Raw genomic sequence first — 18471 nt, 5'->3', positions numbered from 1 at the left:
GATTCCGCAATCCGCACACCGCTACGGGAACGACGTCGTGTTCCGGTGCCGAACCCGCATGAGACGTTCTGCCTTGCCGACCACCGCCTTCAGGGACGCGGCAGCCGCGAGAGTGCGGGGTGCGGTTGCACCCTTCTGCGTGGCGGCAGTTGGGAGACCACTGCCGGGGCCTCACGCGCCTGCTCCTCCCGGACATGGAGGGCGGCGACCGCTTTCGAGGTCAGCGTGATGCCGGGCGAGGAGTACACACGTCTCGCAGCGCCGGCACAGTCAGGACAGCCGTATGTCCTGGGTGCTGTCCCGATCGCCAACCTCACATCGAAAGGCCCACATCGGCTGCACAGATATTCGTAGGTTGCCATCAGCAGCCTCCGGATGCCGGTGGACGTCGGCAAACCCGAGTGCGCGTTCGCGCACCCGACCGACGCACACCACAGCACATTTCCTACCTTCAAGGAGACGTCTCGCAAATCCCGGTGTCAAGTACCGGACGACCGGGCGTGGACCTTCTCGTGCGGACCTTTTCGTGGCGACCTCACAGCGACCCGATGGCGAACGCCGACGCTGCCGCCGCAAGCCCCACCGCAATACTCGAAACGGCGTACAGCAGGGATTTGCCGACCAGCCCTTTGTCGCGCAGGTGGACCAACTCGTAACTGAATGTGGAGAACGTGGTGTAGCCGCCGCAGAAACCGACGCCGCCGATGGTCACGACCTGCTCCGGCAGTGCGTGCCGTGCGCCGAGGCCCACCAGCAGCCCCAGCACGAACGAGCCGGTCACGTTGATCAGCCAGGTGCCGCGCGGGAACGCGCCCGGTCTCCGGTACTGCACGTACTGGTCGAGTACGTAACGCGCAACCGCCCCGACGGCGGCCGCCGCTCCGACGGCCGGCAGGATGATCACCGTACCCACCGCCCGTACCGGCGGGCACGCCCTCGCCGCGCGTCGAGCCGACTGCGCCGGGCCGCTGTCAGCCTGCCGACGGCCAGGCCCAGAACGGTGGCGGCCAGGCCGGCGAAGAGGCTCCCGAAGATGTTCAATGCCGCGGCCGTGTAGTGGTCGTGGCCCAGCAGGCGATCGGTGTCGACCATCCAGGTCGAGAAGGTGGTGAAGGCGCCGAGGAAGCCGACGGCGGCGAACGGCCGCACGTACCGGGTCGGCGGCCAGATCTCCAACACGTACACGAGCAGCAGTGCCAGCAGGAACGACCCGGACACATTGACAGCGAACGTCGTCCACGGGAACGCCGCCCCGGGGGTGGGGAAGGCCAGCACCAGTGCGTAACGGGCCGTCCCGCCCAGCAGGCCGCCCAGCGCGACCGCCGCCAGGACGCCCCCGCGCAGACGTGCGCGGAACGGCTCCCGAACTTCCGTCACAGACTTCATCGAAATAGCCGCATCCCTGTCCGCCGGAACACCTCCCCATTATCTCAGGGCATTGCAGTGTCGACGCACACTCGACTAAAATTCAAGATCATCGGTGTTCCACCGATGGAGGACGTCATGGCAAAAATCCTTGCGGTGCTCTATCCGGACCCCGTGGGCGGTTATCCCCCCGACTACGCCCGCGACGAGATTCCCACCATCAGCGGCTATCCGGGCGGTCAGACCGCGCCGACCCCGCAGGCCGTCGATTTCACCCCGGGGCACCTCCTCGGCTGCGTCTCAGGAGAACTGGGGCTGCGCCGGTTCCTGGAGGACCGGGGTCACACCCTTGTCGTCACGAGCGACAAGGAAGGGGCGGACTCCACCCTGGACCGCGAGCTTCCCGACACCGACGTGGTCGTCTCGCAGCCGTTCTGGCCCGCCTATCTGACCGCCGAACGCATCGCCGCGTCCCCCCGGCTCAGACTCGCGATCACCGCGGGGATCGGGTCGGACCACGTCGACCTGCCGAGCGCCATCGCCCACGGCATGACCGTGGCCGAGGTGACGTTCAGCAACAGCATCAGTGTGTCGGAGCACGCCGTGATGCAGATTCTCACCCTGGTGCACAACTACATGCCGGCCCACGAGTGGGTGACCGCCAAGAAGGGCTGGAACATCGCCGACAGCGTCTCGCGCGCCTACGACCTCGAAGGCATGGACGTCGGCGTCCTCGGCTCCGGCCGCATCGGCCAGGCGGTGCTGCGCCGCCTCAAGCCGTTCGACGTCAGGCTGCACTACTGCGACGTGCGCCGGCTGGCCAGGGAGGTCGAGGAGGAGCTGGGGCTGACCTGGCATCCCGACGCCCGTTCGCTGGCCTCCTCGGTCGATGTGCTCTCGATCCACACTCCGCTGCATCCGCAGACGCAGAACCTCTTCGACGACGACCTGATCGGGGCCATGAGGCGCGGCTCGTACATCGTCAACACCGCACGGGCGCTCATCGTCGGCCGGGACGCCGTGGTGCGGGCTCTCGACAGCGGCCAGCTGGCCGGTTACGCCGGTGACGTCTGGTACCCGCAGCCGCCACCGCCCGACCATCCCTGGCGCACCATGCCCCACGAGGCGATGACGCCGCACGTGTCCGGGTCGACCCTCTCGGCGCAGGCGCGCTACGCGGCCGGTACGCGGGAGATCCTGGAGTGCTGGCTCGACGGACGCCCCATCCGCCCGGAGTACCTGATCGTCGAAGGAGGTGCGCTCGCCGGGACGGGAGCGAGTTCCTACACGGTCGCCGGATGACCGACACGGGCGGGGTGACGTCCGGCGGGCAAGAAATCAGCTGCAGATTGAATAGAAGATCCACCACCCGGCTGTGAGCCGATTCACCCACGATTTGCTGGACGGGCCCGGGTGAAACCCTTAGCGTCCATAAATATATTGTTTTTCGTTATGCAGAGATGCCGGCGCCGCGCCTAATCTCTCTTAAGAAAACCAGGCGAACGCCGGGAAGGTGGATCAGTGAGCATGGACGCAGTGTGGGTCCGGGGCGTGACCGGCATTCAGATGCACCACGTGACCGACCTTCAGGACGCCGGCAGGTTTCTGGGCAACGCAGCGATGGCACTGCGGGCCGCGCACGTAAGGACCGGCGCCGACCGGTACTCCGGGATCGCTGCCGAGCTCAAGGCTCTGGTGGAGCGAGTGCGTGAGCTGGAGGACGAGGCACGGTCGAGCATGCACGAGCTGCACTCCGCCGACCCCGAACGGTTCGTCCGCTGCCGGGACGGCCACGAGCCGTGGCCCGGCGAGATCCCGGCAGGATTCATCCCGCGCCACACCTGCAAGGACGAGTGTCTTTACCACGACCACCAGGTCCTCGACGCCATCATGCAGTGCACCTGCGGGCGACCGCCGTGCCGGGCCTGCGAGATCGGCGGGAAGCTCTGACGAGCCCCGGCGCTCCCATGACCGAGCCGGATCGAGACACCGTCTGATCACGTGCGGTCATGGCACCCCACGCGCGGTGCTCCGGACCGACCGCAACCACAACGCCGTCATCCGGCGCCCTCCGCCGGTCGATGCCGCCCCCCCCGCAGACGACGGTCGGCAGGGCGGCCAAGCCGCAGGCCCCGCTCGCACGTCGCTGAGCGCGGTTTCAAGCGGTTGATGTCGGATCTGGATGCCAGAAGGGGGGGGCGAGGCCTTGCCGGGTAGTGCCCGGCGCTGCCGCGCGATGCTGTTTTCCCTGGTCAGAACCGCACGGCGAGCCACTTGATTTCCGGCTCATGCCGCCCTGTACGGGGTTGTCCGCTCACGCATCACTCACGCGCTGTCGGCTGCTGAGCAGCGTGTGGGTCAGATCTGGCCGAGGTCGATCTCCACCGGGAAGGGGGCCGCTGCCTTGAGGACGCCGGTGAACACGTCTCCGTCCCGGTAGGTCTTCGTCGCGGGGTCGAGGATGTAGGTGTACACGAGAGGAACGCCCGTCGCGGCCTGCTCGATCCTCCAGTAGAAGCCGATGCCTGCCTTGGCGTACTGGTCGACCTTCACGATCCGGTCGGTGGTCTCCGAGCCCGGCGAGACCACCTCCGCGACCAGCAGCACGTGCTCAGGGCGGGTGGGGGTGACGTCGATCGTGTCTGCGCGGTACACGACAATGTCCGGTCGCCGATTGGTGAGCGGGACATCCTGAAGTCGGACGTCGAAGTCAGTGTCGGCGTTCCACTCCGGGCCCGCTGCGGCATCCAGGGCGTTCGCCACAATCCGGGCCAGCCGGTTGTGCCGCTTGGACGCACTCGGACTCACGACGACCATCCCGTCCACGATCTCGATACCGGCGCACTGCTCCTCGGACCAGGACTCGTACTCCTCCGCCGTGATCTGTTCATGCATCCACGCCGGGGCAACCATCTCGGCCGTCATGAAGCACCTCCCGGACACTGTGCTGCGGGCCTGATCCCGCTGGATTCAGCGTACTGTCCACCGCCCGTCCGGCACGCCGATCTCGCTCACGCCCCTCCCCGTCGGCTGGCATCCGACCAGCGAGCCCACGACAAGTGAGGAGGCGGCGCCGGGCTGCGGAACGTCTCGGTCGGCAGTCGCGCCTTCGCCAAGGGACCGTACGGAGCGTTCACCTCGCTGCTCCGGCCCGGCCCGGCACCCTGCTGATCGTCGGGGGTGTGCGATCACGCTGGTGCGGGTCATGCGGGAGGAGGCGCCCGGCGACGTCGTGGTGCTGTACGGGGTGGGCAGCGACACCGACGTCGTGCAACCGAACGAGGTGTGCCACCTGGTAGCGCTACGGGGCGGACGGCTGCACCTGCTCACCGGCAGAACCGGCGAGGGCGGCACTGCGTCACGTCATTCGGCCCGGGCGGCCTGCACCGGTTGATCCCCGACATCGCCGAACGCGACGGGTACGTCTGCGGCCCGCCCGCCATGGGAACGGGCGCGGGTGGTGGTCATCGGGATCGCGGATCACCGTGGAGTCCACTCTGTACCTTTGAAGCGGCTCGGCCATGGCCGCAGGTTCGAGTCCTGGGCGGGATCCCCAAGACATGGCTGGTCGCGCCGGGGGCGGGAAACGGGGAGAGAGCGGTAGACAGCGCGTAGCCCGCCGTCGGCGGCGACGACTGCGACAACACGGCCGCTGAACTCGGGCAACTGGCGAAGCAGCCACTGCTCGGCTCATCGATGCCATGTCGACCTCCACCCCAAAGGCATGTCGCCCGAGCCCGAGGTCGACACGGAACTCGCGCTGCGCAGCTGACCACAAGGGGGCGGACAGAGGCGTGCCCCGCCGCCCGGTGAGGGAGCGACGGGGCATACATAGGTCCGTTCGCGGTCAGTGCAGGGCGCTGACCTCCGTTGCCGAGAGCGTGCGGGGGTAGACGTGGACGTCCGCGACGGAGCCGGGGAAGGCCAGGTAGGGGGTCGTGGCGGAGGCGCTGTTGACGCAGCCGCCGATGGTGAGGGGCATGGAGGAGTCGTACTGGGGGCTGAGGTTGGTGGCGGTCCCGACCAGGGTGCCGTTCTGGTAGAGGGCCATGTTGCCGGTGGTGGACGCTCCCGGGACCGGTGCCCGGAAGGTGGCGACCAGGTGGGTCCAGGTGCCGACCGGGCCGGAGTTGTTGTCTCCTTCGGCGGTGGGGAAGTCGGAGTTTTCGTCGTTGGTGGTGGTGGTCTGGAACATCCAGGCGGCGCTGGGTTTGTCGTAGGAGAGGTAGAAGGACTGGTGCTGGGTGGTGCCCTGGCAGACGGCGGTGGTGCCGAGGGCCGAGTTGATCTTCACCCAGGCGGAGACGGTGTAGTCGCCGAGGGTGTTGACCGCGCTCTGCTTGCTCTTGAGGAAGCCGGTGCTGCCGTCGAAGGCAACACTGCCGGACAGTCCGCTCGGTGCGTCGCTGCCGTAGGTGGCGCCGCCGGTGGCGGTGACCGGGTTGAGGGAGGCGGTGTCGGTGCCGTTGGCGGCGAGCTTCCAGTCGTCCTCGGGCATGCCGTTCTGCCAGCCGCCGGGCACGATCACGCTGTCCGCGTCCGCGTCACTCGCCGGCATGGCGTAGGGGTAGACCTGGACGTCCGAGACGGAGCCCGGGAAGGCGTTGTACGGCGAGGTCGCGGCAGGGTCGTTGATGCAGCCGCCGACGGTCAGGGGCATCGACGAGTCGTACTGCGGGGTGAGGTTGGTGGCGGTCCCCATCAGGGTGCCGTTCTGGTAGATGGACATCACGCCGCTGTTGTCGTCGCCGTCCACGGGTGCGGTGTAGGTGACCAGGAGGTGGGTCCAGGTGCCCACGGCCCCGGTGTTGGTGTCTCCTTCCGCGGTGGGGAAGTCGGCGTTGTCGTCGTTGGTGGTCGTGGTCTGGAACATCCAGCCCTTGTTGCCCCGGTCGTAGCCGATGTAGAACGCCTGGTGCTGGCTGGTTCCCTCGCAGATGGCGGTGGCCGGGTTGTCCGTGGAGTCGAGCTTCACCCAGGCGGAGACGGTGTAGTCGGCGAGGGTGTTGACGGCGGTGTGGTCGCTCTCCAGGAAGCCGGTGCTGCCGTCGAAGGAGGTGGCGGTGTCCGGGGCGTTGACCGCGTCCGGTCCGGTCGAGCCGAAGGTCGCCCCGCCGACCGCGGTGAACGGGTTGTCCCCGCGTGCGTCGGTGCCGTCGGCGGCCAGCTCCCACTCGTTGTCGGGGGTGTCGCTGCCGGTGGCCTCCGGGACGATCAGGTTCGGCGCGATGCCGACGACCTGCGTGTTGGTGTCGTTGAGGTAGCGGGCGGCGAGGTCGTCGTAGTACGTGTTCGACGGGTTGCCGCTCGAGAGGTCCGCCGCCTTCACGGTCGAGGAGGTGGCCGTGCCGTCCGTGGAGACCGCCGCGGCGAAGTCGATGACCTGGGTGGGGAAGTTGTCGAGCAGGTACTGGTTCACCTGCTCGCGCGCGGACTCCTGGGTCGCCGTGCCCGGGTGTGCGGCGGTGAACGGCGGGATGGTGGTGAGGTAGACGGTGATGTTGGAGTTCTGCGTGACCGGCTGCCCGTTGACGTAGGCCTGTCCGTCGTCGGTGTAGTAGGAGCTCAACTCGCTGTTGAGCGCGGCCAGTCCGGTCTCGACGCCGTTGGCGCAGGCGTCGGCGGTGCCGGTGCAGTTGAGCAGGTCGGCGGCGCCGGTGGAGACGAGGACGGTTCGCACGTTGCCCTGAGCCAGGACGTTCCGGTCCAGGGGGTTGAGCGCGTTGACCGGTGAGTCGCTGTACGTTCCCTGCGGCAGCAGGTTGTTGCTCAGGCTGGTGCTGTTGGTGCCCGCGTTGAGCACGCCGTAGTCCACCGAGGAGTCCCCGTTGGCGTCGCCCACGATGGCGCCGGTGATGGCGTCGCTCAGGTGGTGCTGGCCGTCGCCGCTCGCGGTGTCGCCGTTGACGCTCTGGTCACCGTAGAGGACCAGGGAGCCGGTGGGGGCGGAGGTGGGCGTGGTGACGTCGATGCCGGCCAGGTACGGCAGACCGGTGTACGTGGTCTGCGTGAACTTGGTGGCCGCGGTGTCGCCGGTGCGGTTGGCCGCGTCGCTGACCCACACGGGTGTCTGGGCCGTGGCGTGGCCGGGCAGCGCGGACACCGAGCCGTGCACCTGGAGGCTGACCAGGACCGTCGCCTGCTGGTCGACGTGCAGGGTCACCGGGTCACTGGTGACGTCGCCGCCCGCGGGAATCGTGACCGTGGCGGCGCCGCCGAAGGCCAGCGCCACCGGTGCCGCGGCCGCCGTGGCCCCGCCCGCGGTGGTGTCCTGCAGAGCGACGGAGGCCGCGTCGAAGGTCACCGGGCCGCTGCCCATGGCGTTGGACAGGTGGATGCGGACGCCGTTGCCGTCGTCGGTGCCGATGCTGACGTGGGCCGGGATGCGCAGCGTCTGCCCGTTGACGGTGGCGGCGCTGCCACCGGACTGCGTCACCTTGGCGGTGTCCTGGACGGAGGACCAGGTGCCGACCCAGTGCTGGGCGCTGGTTCCGCTGCCGGTGACGGTCAGCGGCCGCAGGCCCATGCCCAGGATGTGCAGCGCCGGCTGGCCGGCCTGGACGCCGTTGGTGAACAGCGGCAGGGAGATGCTGCTGATGACCGAGCCGGGGCAGGCCAGCGGGACGCTGACGGCGTAGATCTTCGGGCCGGGGCTGGGGCTGGTCTGGGTGTTGTTGCTGTGGTTCTGGTGGACGAGGGTCAGCGTGGCCCCGGCGGCCGGGCCGCTCAGCCAGTCGGGCACGGTGTCCAGCGTGTACGACTGGTCGGCGGGGTCGCCGTTCGGGTCCAGGCAGTTGTTCTTGGCGTAGGTGATGGTGCCGGTGGCGCCCTTGGCCGCGCCGCCGGTGGCGAAGGCCAGGAAGACCACGGCGCCGCCGGTGTTCACCACGCCGCTGCCCGGCACGGTGACGGTCTGCCCGGAGGCCAGCATGTTGTCGTAGGTGCCGGTACCGAACTTCGGCAGCGCGATGCTCGTACCGTCGACGGTCACCGACTTGCCGCTCTGCCAGCCTGAAGTACCGGTCAGATCGGCGGAGTTGATGCTGTTGCCGGAGCCGTCGGCGTCGGCCGTGCTGGTCGTGGTGGTGAAGGTGCTGGTCGCGGTGTTGTTCAGGCAGCTGCTCGTGCTGTTGATCGCGCAGGTCAGCGCGGGCGCGAGGCGCAGCACGTCGAGGCCGGCCTGGTAGCCGCTGGAGCTGGGGTTCTTGCCGGTCAGGGTGAGGGTCAGGGTGTGCACGCCCTGCTTGAGGGTGAGCAGTTGGCCGTTCGAGTCCTTGGGGATGCCGAGGTTGACGAACCGGGTGGTGGTGTACGAGTTGTAGGCGTCGAGGCCGCTGAGCAGGGTGGCCTGGGTGGACTTGCCCGCGTCCAGGACCAGGTTGTAGATGCCGTAGTCCTTGGCCCTGGTCAGGTTGGCCCCGAAGCTCCAGGGACCGTCCTTGGGGATGTCGAAGCTGAACGTCGCGCTGTCACCGCTGACCACCTTCGAGGTGGTGCTCTTGTTGGCCAGCATGGCCTGGTAGCCGTCGGCGAACTCGTAGCCGCTGCCGGCGGCCTGGCTGATCAGCTGACCGCCCTTGGACGTGGTGGTCGCCTTGGGCACGACGGTGGTCGTGCCGTCGGTGTTGGTCGCCGTCCAGCCGGCGATCATCTTGTCGCCGTACGCGTACGTCGGGGTGCTGGTACCGGCGTAGAAGGCGTACTTCGTCTCGGAGATGGACGTCGAGCCCGCCTGGTCCACGGCCTTGGCGTACAGCGTGTGCGGTCCCGCCTTGGCAGGGGCGAAAGCGGGGGAGGCACTGCCGTTGAGGACCGCGGTGCCGGTGCCGGGACCGTTGTCCGACGTGGCGTAGTAGACGTGGCCCGGCACGATCGTCGTGCTCGTGGTCCAGTGGGTGACGCTGCTGCTGTAGACCGTGTTGCCGAGCGTGGCGTCCAGTGCGAACAGGTAACCGGTGATGTTGTTCGTGTGGTTGTTGCTGATCGTGAAGGTGCCCTTGTCGCCGAACGCGGCACCGATCTGCTTGGCCGGGAACTGACTCGAGGTCACCGTGGGCGCGGGAGGCGCGCTGGTGTCCACCGTGAACGTCTGCGTCTTGGTCCAGATGCCCGATCCGGTACCCGCCCAGTAGCCGGCCGCGTTCTGCGCGGTGGCCTTCCAGGTGTAGGTGCCGTCCGGCAGGCTCGGGGTGGTCCAGTCACTGCCGTTGGTGTTGTAGCGGGCGCGCTTCTTCGAGTCGGTACTGGGACCGAAGCCCTGATGGACCAGGGTGCCGGAGGAGTTGTACACGTTGTACTCGATGCGCACCAGTTCGCTTCCGCCGGCCAGGTCGGGGTCGACCGCGCGCGCGGACAGCGTCGGGGTGTGGGTGGTGGTCATCGTCTTGCCCAGGTTCACGCTGGACGGCTTGATGGCCGGGGTACCGGTACCGTTCTTCAGCTTGGGCCGGTAGCTGTACGTCACCGACATGGTGGCGCCGCCGCCATAAGCGAGCTGCTTCCACTGGGTCGCGTCGTTCATGTCCGGCGACTGGACCATCAGCGTCATGCTCTTCCAGCCGCCGGCCGCCGCGCTCTGCGCCCGGGAGGTCACGTCGAACTCCAGTGACGGCGGGCTGACCCAGGAGTTGGCACCGTCGGTGACCGGGCAGGTACCGGCCTCGTGGCTCTTGGGGTTGGTGCCCAGCGAGCCGGTGCGCCCGCCGGGCTCATGACCCCAGTACAGCGACGACGAACTCCACCCGGCGGGACGGTCGGTACCGTAGACGGCGGCCGGGGTGTCCGAGCAGGAAGCGGCGGAGAGCTGCTTCACGTACAGCGAGGCGTGCGTGACCACCGCGCCTTTGATGCCGCTCGTGTTCATCTGGTAGTACGTGCGGGCCCGCTCACCGTTGCCGGGGGAGGAGTTGTCCCATCCCTCGCGGGCGTTGGTGGAACCCGAGGTGGACGTCGAGTTGTAGACGTTCCACCCGTTGTCGGAGATCCGCGCCCAGTCCAGCTGGGAGGGCCTGCCGCTCCACTCGGGGTCGACGTAGACCGGGTAGGCGGTGCTCTTGGCGGTGAGCAGCTTCTGATCGAGGCCCAGCAGTTGCCTGCCGTGCCGGAGGCTCACCCGAACCCGGGCGCGGTGCCTGCCGACCTTGGCCGCTGCCGTGTGCTCGGCCCGAGCCGAGGCCAGTGCCGCACCGCCGGTCCTCTGACCGGCACTGTCCCACATCAGCGCGGTATCGCTGTGGAACACCGTCTCGCCGGTGCGCTTGTCCGTGGCCAGGGTGCCGCCGCCGCGCGTGGACGTCAGCTTCAGATGGCTTGAGGTGGTGTCGAGCGAGAGGTTCCGCAGCCGTGGATCGGCCGCCGCCTTGCGGGACTTGACCACGAGGATCGAGGAGTACCCGGAGGCGTCCGCGGTCAGCTGCAGGTCCACCTGGGGCAGTACGTCCGGGTAGGTGGCGGTGTCCTTGGAGATCACCGGCTCGGGCAGCTTGCCCGGCCAGGAGAAGCCCAGCCGGTCACTGCCGCTGCCCATCGTGACCAGCGCGTCCGAACCGCCACCGGAGAACCTCACGTCGGTGACGGTGGCCTTGGGTGCCCACGTCCCGTCGGCCTGCCGTACCAGCGTGGTGTCGATCGGCACCCACTTGCCGTGTTGCCGGGCGCGCTCGGGCATCGAGGAGTCGGTGCGGGTGAAGGTGCCGTTCGGGTTGGCCACCACCAGCGTTCCGGTGTCGGTGAGTTGGTCGATCGTCACCGGCTTGCCGGTCGCCTTGGCCCGGGCGGACGCGGACTCGGTGGCGTTGAGGCGCCGGGTGGCGGACCCCGAATGCTTGCTGTGCGACTTCGGGGCGGACGGCCGGGTGGAGGCGGCGGGCGCTGCCTGGGCCGTCACCGTGGCGGAAAGCGACCCTGCTGCGAGAGCCGCGACCACGGCTACGGCGACTGGTCTCGGCCCAGGGCGTCTGGACACACGTATGGAGCGAATGGCGGACATCGGCGTTGGGATCCCTCGCACGTCTCAGGCGGCCCCCCCGTGGGTCCGCGCCGCTGTGCATTCTCAGTGCCGAGGGGAGCGGGGTCCATCGCCGATGGGTCACCCGGTGCCCTTACGCCATCCGTTTTTGACGTATACAAGTCAACTTGGGTTTCCTTCTGGGTGATCTCTTTGCCTTCCATGTGAAGGTCCTTTGCTTGTCGTGTTCATCCCAGGCCCTAGCGTGAAGGTTCACGGGGGGCCGAATCGACTGTGCCTCCCTTCGGCGTGCGCTCAATCACCCGTGTTCCAGGGCGACTTGAATGCGCACCGTACGGGGAGGGGGACACGCACCATGGTGCGGAGAACGAGGTGGAGACGCGCGCGGTCGGCAGCACGCGATCGGGGGCTGCGCCGTACGGCAAGCGTCGCGATCGGCGCCCTGCTGGTGGCCGGTCTGTTGCCGGCGAGTTCCGCCACGGCGGCCTCACCGACGAGCCGTCATGTGTCCGCTCCGGCCGCGCCCCAGGACAAGCGCATCCCCTTCACCCGCGCCACTCCCCGGCACGTTTCCGGGCACAAGGGTTTCCAGCACTTCGATCCCACTACCCACGCCCGGCTTCCCCAGCAGGGCAGCGCCGTCGTCACCCTGCCCGTTGCGGCCACCACGACGCACCTGACCGGCAGAACGTCCGAAGTACGGGCCGGCCGTACACCCGTTCTGTTCGCTCCCGCCGCCGGTGCACACCCGCAGGCCGGTGCCGCCGCCGGATCCCAGCGCGTACGGGTCAGCGTGCTGGACCAGAAGACCGCACGCGCCGCCGGCGTCCACGGTGTCCTCTTTACCCTGCGGCGCAGCAGCCCGGGCACCGGACAGGTCGCCCTGCGCGTGGACGACTCGTCGTTCCGCTACGCCTTCGGCGGAGACTTCGCCTCCCGCCTGCACCTGGTTCAGTTGCCGCAGTGCGCGCTGACCACACCGAAGCTGGCCAAGTGCCAGACCCAGACCACTGTGCGCACCGCCCCCGCCACGCCGCTGTCCGCGCGGATCTCCCTGCCCGCGGCAGCACCCGCCACTCCGGGAGCCGGCCTCGCCGCCCGTTCGGCGACGGCGTCGTCCACCGCCATGGTGGTCATGGCGGCGACCTCTGGCACGTCGGGCTCCTCCGGCGACTACTCGGCGACCAGCCTGTCACCGGGCGGCTCCTGGTCGACCTCGGGGAACACGGGCGCGTTCACCTACAACTACCCCATCTCGGTGCCCCCGGCGATCGGCGGCGCGGCACCGAACGTGGGTCTCTCCTACAACTCCTCCGCCCAGGACGCGCGCACCGAGGGCACCAACAACCAGTCCTCCTGGCTGGGAGACGGCTGGAGCTCCACCGAGAACTACATCGAGCGCACCTACAAGTCCTGCAAGGACGACTCCTCCTCCGGAGCCCCGGACAACGACGGCGATTCCTGCTGGGCGGGACAGATCCTCACCCTCTCGCTCAACGGCAAGTCCACCGACATCGTCTACGACGACGCCACCAAGACCTTCCACCCCGCCGGCGACGACTCCACCACCAAGATCGAGGACCTGACCGGTGCCACGAACGGCACCGACAACAAGGAGTACTTCAAGGTCACCGAGGCCGGGGTGCAGTACTTCTTCGGCCTGAACCGGCTGCCGGGCTGGTCCAGCGGCAAGGACGAGACCAAGTCGGCGTGGACCCAGCCCGTTTACCACGCGCACAGCGGGGTGTCGGCGTGTCCGGACAGCACGACCTTCGCCGACACGGCCTGCACGCTGGGCTACCGTTTCAACCTGGACTACGTGGTGGACTCGCACGGCAACGCCACCGCCTGGTACTACAGCCCGGAGACCGGCTACTACGGCGCGGACACGAAGGACACCGCCGTCGCCTACACGCGCGGCGGCGCCCTGTCCCGGATCGACTACGGCATGACGTCCTCGACGGTCTACTCCGGCACCGCCCCGGAGCAGATCCTCTTCGACACCGCCGAGCGCTGCATCCCGGGTACCCCGGCCGGCAACACCTGCGCCGACAGTCAGTTCACCCCCGCCAACGCCGCGTACTGGCCGGACGTACCGGTGGACCTGAACTGCACGTCGAGCTCGACGAACTGCACCAACCACGGCCCGAGTTTCTGGTCGCGCAAGCGCCTGACCTCGATCACCACCCAGATCCAGACCGGCGGGACGACCAAGCAGGTCGACAAGTACACCTTCACCCAGTCCTTCCCCGACGGCGGCGACCACGCCCCCACCCTGTGGCTGGACTCCGTCCAGCACACGGGCCTGGACACCCTGGGCGGCGCGTCGGGCGGCACTTCGACGCCGGCGGTGAGTTTCGACCCGCCGCTCCAACTGCCCAACCGGGTCGGCACGATCCCGCAGATGCCGCTGATGTACCACAACCGGATCCAGACGGTCACCAGCGAGACCGGCGCGCAGACGACGGTCACCTACGACCGGCCGAACTGCTCCAGCGCCCCGGCCAGCGACCCGAACGACCCCACCGACGCGGCGGCCCGCACCTTCGCCTCCACCAACACCCTGTCCTGCTTCCCCGTCTACTGGACCCCCGACGGGCAGCCGGCGCCGTGGATGGACTGGTTCTACAAGTACAAGGTCACCTCGGTCGTCACCACCGACCCGCACAACTCCTACCAGGACGGCACCCAGCCGGAGCTGGAGACCGACTACGCCTACAAGGGCAACCCCGGCTGGCACTACGACGACAACGAGGTCGTCAAGGCCAAGAACCGCACCTGGGGCCAGTTCCGTGGCTACCCGGAGGTGGACGTCACCACCGGTGACCCGAACGTGTTCCACTACACCGACGGCACCAAGGTGCACGACCAGAAGACGCTCACGAAGTCGTACTACTTCCTGGGCATGAACGGCGACACGCTACCCGGCGGCAAGACCCGTTCGGTGCCGGATCTGACCAGCCAGGACGGCGCGACCTCGGTCGCGGACGACGACGCGCTGGCCGGCCAGGCCTTCGAGACCGACACCTACTCCGCCTCCGGCGGCAGTCTGGTCAAGGCCGTCGTCAACGTGCCCACGATCATCGGACCCACGGCCGGCCGCAACCGCAGCGGTCTGCCGGACCTGACGGCCCTGATGGTCCGCCCTGCCAAGACACTGACCCGCGAAGCGGTGTCGTACGGCTGGCGCAAGACCGAGACCGACACCTTCTACAACCGGACGCTGGGCAAGTCGACCACCGGCATGCCGGTGCAGGTCGACGACCGGGGCGAGCCCACCGACAGCGCCAACGTCTCCAAGTGCACCTTCACCCGCTACCTCACCGGCAGCCCGAGCACCCTGGTGGTGCCCGCAGAGGTCATCTCCACGTCCCAGGACTGCTCCAGTGCCGGCGCCACCCCGAGCGGCACCCTGCTCTCCGACGTCCGTACGTCCTACGACCACAACGCCTTCGCCTACGACGGCGACGGCCAGCAGAACCCGGCACTGCCCGCGCTCGGCGACGCCACGCTGGACCAGCAGGTGTCCGCCGCCAGCGGCGCCACCGCCACCGCGTTCGTGGACCAGGCCGCCACCACCTACGACTCCTACGGCCGCACCATCAAGGCCACCCGTACTCCCCACTCGGTCTCCCCCGACGGCAAGAGCCTCGCCCAGACCGTCTACACCTCCTACACCCCCACCACCGACGCGCTCCCCACGAGCAGCACGACCATCACCCAGGTCACACCCGGCACGGACTGCTCCACGGTGACCGTGTCGTCCAAGGACTGCCAGCTCACCGGCAGCACCCTGGACCCGGCACGAGGCCTGCCCACATCCAAGACGGACGCGGCAGGACTGCTCACCTCGCTCACCTATGACGCGCTCGGCCGCATGACCGGTGTATGGCTGCCCAACGAGAGCAAGGCCAACAGCGCACCGGCGAATACGACCTACACCTACGCCCTGTCCCAGTCGGCCCCCTCGGTCGTCTCCACCAACGCATTGCTGGACAGCGGTGGTTACGCGACCAGCACAACGCTGTACGACGCGATGCTGCGCCCGCTGCAGGTACAGGCGATTGCGGAGAACTCCACCACCACGGTCTCCGACACCGAATCCGACTCGCACGGCTGGACGGTCGCCACCAACAACGCCTACAACGTGGCCGGCAGCCCCGGCAGCAGCCTGATATCGGTCTCCCAGGTCTCCATCCCCAACACCACCGTCACGGACTACGACGGACAGGGCCGGGCCGACCTGGTCACCGAGGAACACGACGGGGTCAAGGCCTGGACGACGACCACCGCCTACACCGGGGACAAGACCACCGTCCTGCCGCCCAAGGGCGGGGTCGCCACCACCACGGTCGTCAACGCGCGCGGTCAGACCACCGAGCTCGACCAGTACACCGCCGCGCCCACACTGAGCGGGTCCGCCGCGGCAGGCTTCACCGCCTCCGGCGGCAGCACCTCACCCACCACCTACGGTTACGACGATGCCGGACGGCAGACCCGCGTCACGGGTCCCGACAAGGCCGTGTGGACCTTCGGCTACGACCTGCTGGGCCACAAGAAGTCCCAGACCGACCCCGACGCGGGCGGCAGCAGCTACGGCTACGACGACGCGGGCAACCTGACGTCCACCACGGACGCCAAGAAGGTCGAGCTCGACTACACCTACGACCTGCTGGGCCGCAAGCTCACGGCCACCGACAAGTCCAAGTCGAACTTCCAGTTCGCCTCCTGGACCTACGACACCCTCCGGATCGGCCTGCCGACCTCGTCGACCCGCTACGTCCAGGGCACGACCGGCGGGTACACCGTGGCCACCACCGGCTACACCACCCTCGGCAAGCCGACCGGCACCAAGATCACCCTGCCCGACTCCGAGGCCCCGCTGCCCTCGACCTACACCACGACCTACACCTATACGCCCCGCGACCAGTTGCTCGCCTCGCAGAGCGACCCGCGCACCCAGGGCCTGAACAGCGAGACCATCACCTACGGCCGGAACGCGCTGGGCAAGCCGACGACCACCGCCAGCAGCATCGGCACCTACGTCGGCGCCACCGTGTACACCGACTACGGTGAACTCTCCCGGGTCACGTTCGGCCCGTCGACGAACCCCGCCTGGGCGACCTACAGCTACGACGACCAGACCCGCCGACCGACCGAGCGTCTCGTGGAGCGGACCCAGGCGCCCGGTCCGACGGTGGACGACACCAAGTACACCTACGACGCCGCCGGCAACCCGACCTCCACCACCGACCAGCAGTCGGAAACCGGCAACACCGTCACCGACCAGCAGTGCTACTCCTACGACACGCTCGACCGGCTGACCGACGCCTGGACCGCCAAGGACAACTGCGCGGCCAACCCGCCGACGAGCAGCACGCTGTCCACCACGGCCGGCTCGTACTGGCAGTCCTTCAGTTACGACGCGGTCGGCGACCGCAAGCAGAGCGTCGACCACGCCATCGGCGGGTCGGGCACCACCAGCACCACGACCTACGCCGACGGCTGCACCACCGGCTGCAACTCCACCGGCGCCCAGCCGCACACCCTGACCGCCACCACCGGCGGCACCAACCCGACCAGGTTCGGCTACGACGAGACCGGTAACCTCCACACCCGCACCCCCACCACCGGTCCCGGCCAGACGTTGACCTGGGACGACGAGAACCGCCTCGTCCAGGTGGACACGGGAGGCGCCGGCCCCACCACCACCAAGTACCTCTACGACGCCGACGGCGGCCAGTTGATCCGCCGTGATCCCGGCCAGACCACGCTGTTCGCCGGCGACACCGAGATCATCGTCAACACCAGCGTGACGCCCAACGTGCTGCTCGGCGCCGTCCGTACCTACAGTCACGGGGGCGCGGGCGGTCCTGCGGCCATCCGCTCCAGCCTCGCGGGCGGTGGCACGAAGTACCTCTTCAGCGACCCGCACGGCACCGCTTCCCTGGCGATGGACACCACCACCCAGCAGGTCGCCCGTCAGCAGTACACCCCCTACGGTCAGCCACGCGGCAGCGCCAACACCACCACCTGGCCCGACCCCACCCACTCCTACCTGGGCATGCCCCAGGACACCTCCACCGGCTACACCGACGTCGGCGCCCGCAAGTACGACCCGGCGCTCGGCAGCTTCATCAGTCTCGACCCCGTCTTCGAAGCCGGCAGCCCCCAGGAACTCGGCGGATACGCCTACGCCGCCGACAACCCCGTCACCGGCAGCGACCCCACCGGCCTCGAATCCTGCTATCCGTCCAGCTACTGCTCCGGCAGCAACGGCACGTACGGCGACTACCACTCGGAGAACGACCCGGAATCCAGCAATTACCAGGGTTCCAGCCACTACTGCGACACGCACTCCTGCTCCGGTAACAGCACCGGCGGCCATTACTGCGACGGATGCCAAGGGGTCGGTTCCGCCCCTGTTCCGGTCCCGCCCCTGAAAACCGTCCAGATGTTTCAGCAGAAGTACCCGAGCGTGGCGCAGATGGCGAACCAGGGGGACTACAACCCGCTGTACACCTATGCGGTCAATGTCGAGCTCTACTTCCGTGGGAGGTGCAGCCAGGACATGACCCAGGGCGGATGCCTGGAACTCTCGCACTTCTACCACACCTGGGCGGATGTCGATGACATCCCGGAGAACCCCTGCGCGGCGGGCACGCTCTGCGACATGCTGCCGCTGGTCCTGGCCGGGGCGGGCGCCGCGGAGGAGGAGGGGGCTCCGGCGAGGGCCGAGCCGGAGCCGGGGCTGCTGTCCGGAAACGGCGGCCTGGGGACGCTGGTCAACTCGACCAAGAAATTCGATGCGAACGCGGAATTGCTGGCGAAAAAACTCGGCGGTCGGGCCCAGGTCGAGTTCCTGAACCTCAAGGATGTCGAATTCGATGCGGTCAGTGACGATTATGTCGCATCCGCGAAACCCGGAAATTTCCAGATCGACAGGCGCTTCCGGAAATCGGCAAAGCGGATGTATGAGGTGTCTGCGGCCTCGGGTAGAACGCCGTACTTCCAGTTCGACAGCGAGCCTTCCAGGGATGTGATGAACGCGATCAAACGGTACGATGCGCGATACGGAATGCAGGCGGTCATCGATATCGGTCCGCTGGCCGATCAGTGAGCGAATGGCGCCTGGAACG

Annotated in this window: 9 protein-coding genes; 4 read left to right on the top strand and 5 right to left on the bottom strand. The window is 68.4% G+C overall.

Going from position 1 to position 18471, the window contains the following annotated elements; genetic code table 11:
- Positions 1 to 89 precede the first annotated feature (89 nt).
- The 3 genes from ABT137_RS20765 to ABT137_RS20755 form a co-directional block, all read right to left on the bottom strand.
- Complete coding sequence (locus ABT137_RS20765; protein WP_351710867.1) at positions 90 to 362, bottom strand: FmdB family zinc ribbon protein; 273 nt, start codon at positions 360 to 362, stop codon at positions 90 to 92.
- A 173-nt stretch (positions 363 to 535) separates the two neighbouring features.
- Positions 536 to 904, bottom strand: coding sequence for a fluoride efflux transporter CrcB (gene crcB, locus ABT137_RS20760; RefSeq protein WP_351710865.1), 369 nt, complete (start codon positions 902 to 904; stop codon positions 536 to 538).
- Positions 901 to 1377: a fluoride efflux transporter FluC gene (locus ABT137_RS20755; RefSeq protein ID WP_351710863.1), complete on the bottom strand. Its 477-nt coding sequence runs from the start codon at positions 1375 to 1377 to the stop codon at positions 901 to 903. The genes crcB and ABT137_RS20755 overlap by 4 nt, the downstream gene beginning before the upstream one ends.
- Before the next feature lie 126 nt (positions 1378 to 1503).
- Between ABT137_RS20755 and ABT137_RS20750 the strand changes: the two genes are divergently transcribed.
- Positions 1504 to 2667 (top strand): NAD-dependent formate dehydrogenase, encoded by a 1164-nt coding sequence (locus tag ABT137_RS20750; RefSeq protein ID WP_351710861.1) that lies wholly within the window; start codon positions 1504 to 1506, stop codon positions 2665 to 2667.
- 225 nt (positions 2668 to 2892) lie between these two features.
- Positions 2893 to 3315: a hypothetical protein gene (locus ABT137_RS20745; protein ID WP_351710966.1), complete on the top strand. Its 423-nt coding sequence runs from the start codon at positions 2893 to 2895 to the stop codon at positions 3313 to 3315.
- A 408-nt stretch (positions 3316 to 3723) separates the two neighbouring features.
- Here the strand turns inward: ABT137_RS20745 and ABT137_RS20740 are convergent, their stop codons facing one another.
- Complete coding sequence (locus ABT137_RS20740) at positions 3724 to 4290, bottom strand: Uma2 family endonuclease (protein ID WP_217555001.1); 567 nt, start codon at positions 4288 to 4290, stop codon at positions 3724 to 3726.
- A gap of 271 nt (positions 4291 to 4561) precedes the next feature.
- On the opposite strand from ABT137_RS20740, the gene ABT137_RS20735 reads away from it, so the two are divergent.
- Positions 4562 to 4759 carry a hypothetical protein gene (locus ABT137_RS20735; protein WP_351710859.1) on the top strand — a complete coding sequence of 66 codons (198 nt, stop codon included), beginning with the start codon at positions 4562 to 4564 and terminating at the stop codon, positions 4757 to 4759.
- A gap of 453 nt (positions 4760 to 5212) precedes the next feature.
- On the opposite strand, the gene ABT137_RS20730 is transcribed toward ABT137_RS20735, so the two are convergent.
- Positions 5213 to 11251, bottom strand: coding sequence for a LamG-like jellyroll fold domain-containing protein (locus tag ABT137_RS20730; RefSeq protein ID WP_351710857.1), 6039 nt, complete (start codon positions 11249 to 11251; stop codon positions 5213 to 5215).
- A 586-nt stretch (positions 11252 to 11837) separates the two neighbouring features.
- Here ABT137_RS20730 and ABT137_RS20725 point away from each other — a divergent pair.
- Positions 11838 to 18452, top strand: a complete 6615-nt coding sequence (locus tag ABT137_RS20725; RefSeq protein WP_351710855.1) for an RHS repeat-associated core domain-containing protein — start codon at positions 11838 to 11840, stop codon at positions 18450 to 18452.
- Positions 18453 to 18471: the final 19 nt, after the last annotated feature.

It is taken from the genome of Streptomyces sp. NPDC001980, assembly GCF_040296885.1.
In the GTDB taxonomy this organism is placed as follows: Bacteria; Actinomycetota; Actinomycetes; order Streptomycetales; family Streptomycetaceae; genus Streptomyces.
Note: the sequence above shows the minus strand (reverse complement) of the source record. Positions and strands in the feature narration are given on the sequence as shown.

What these genes read in the sequence shown, in the direction of transcription:
- ABT137_RS20765 (WP_351710867.1), bottom strand. Translation starts at nt 362, where the DNA reads ATGGCAACCTACGAATATCTGTGCAGCCGATGTGGGCCTTTCGATGTG.
- ABT137_RS20750 (WP_351710861.1), top strand. Translation starts at nt 1,504, where the DNA reads ATGGCAAAAATCCTTGCGGTGCTCTATCCGGACCCCGTGGGCGGTTAT.
- ABT137_RS20745 (WP_351710966.1), top strand. Translation starts at nt 2,893, where the DNA reads ATGGACGCAGTGTGGGTCCGGGGCGTGACCGGCATTCAGATGCACCAC.
- ABT137_RS20740 (WP_217555001.1), bottom strand. Translation starts at nt 4,290, where the DNA reads ATGACGGCCGAGATGGTTGCCCCGGCGTGGATGCATGAACAGATCACG.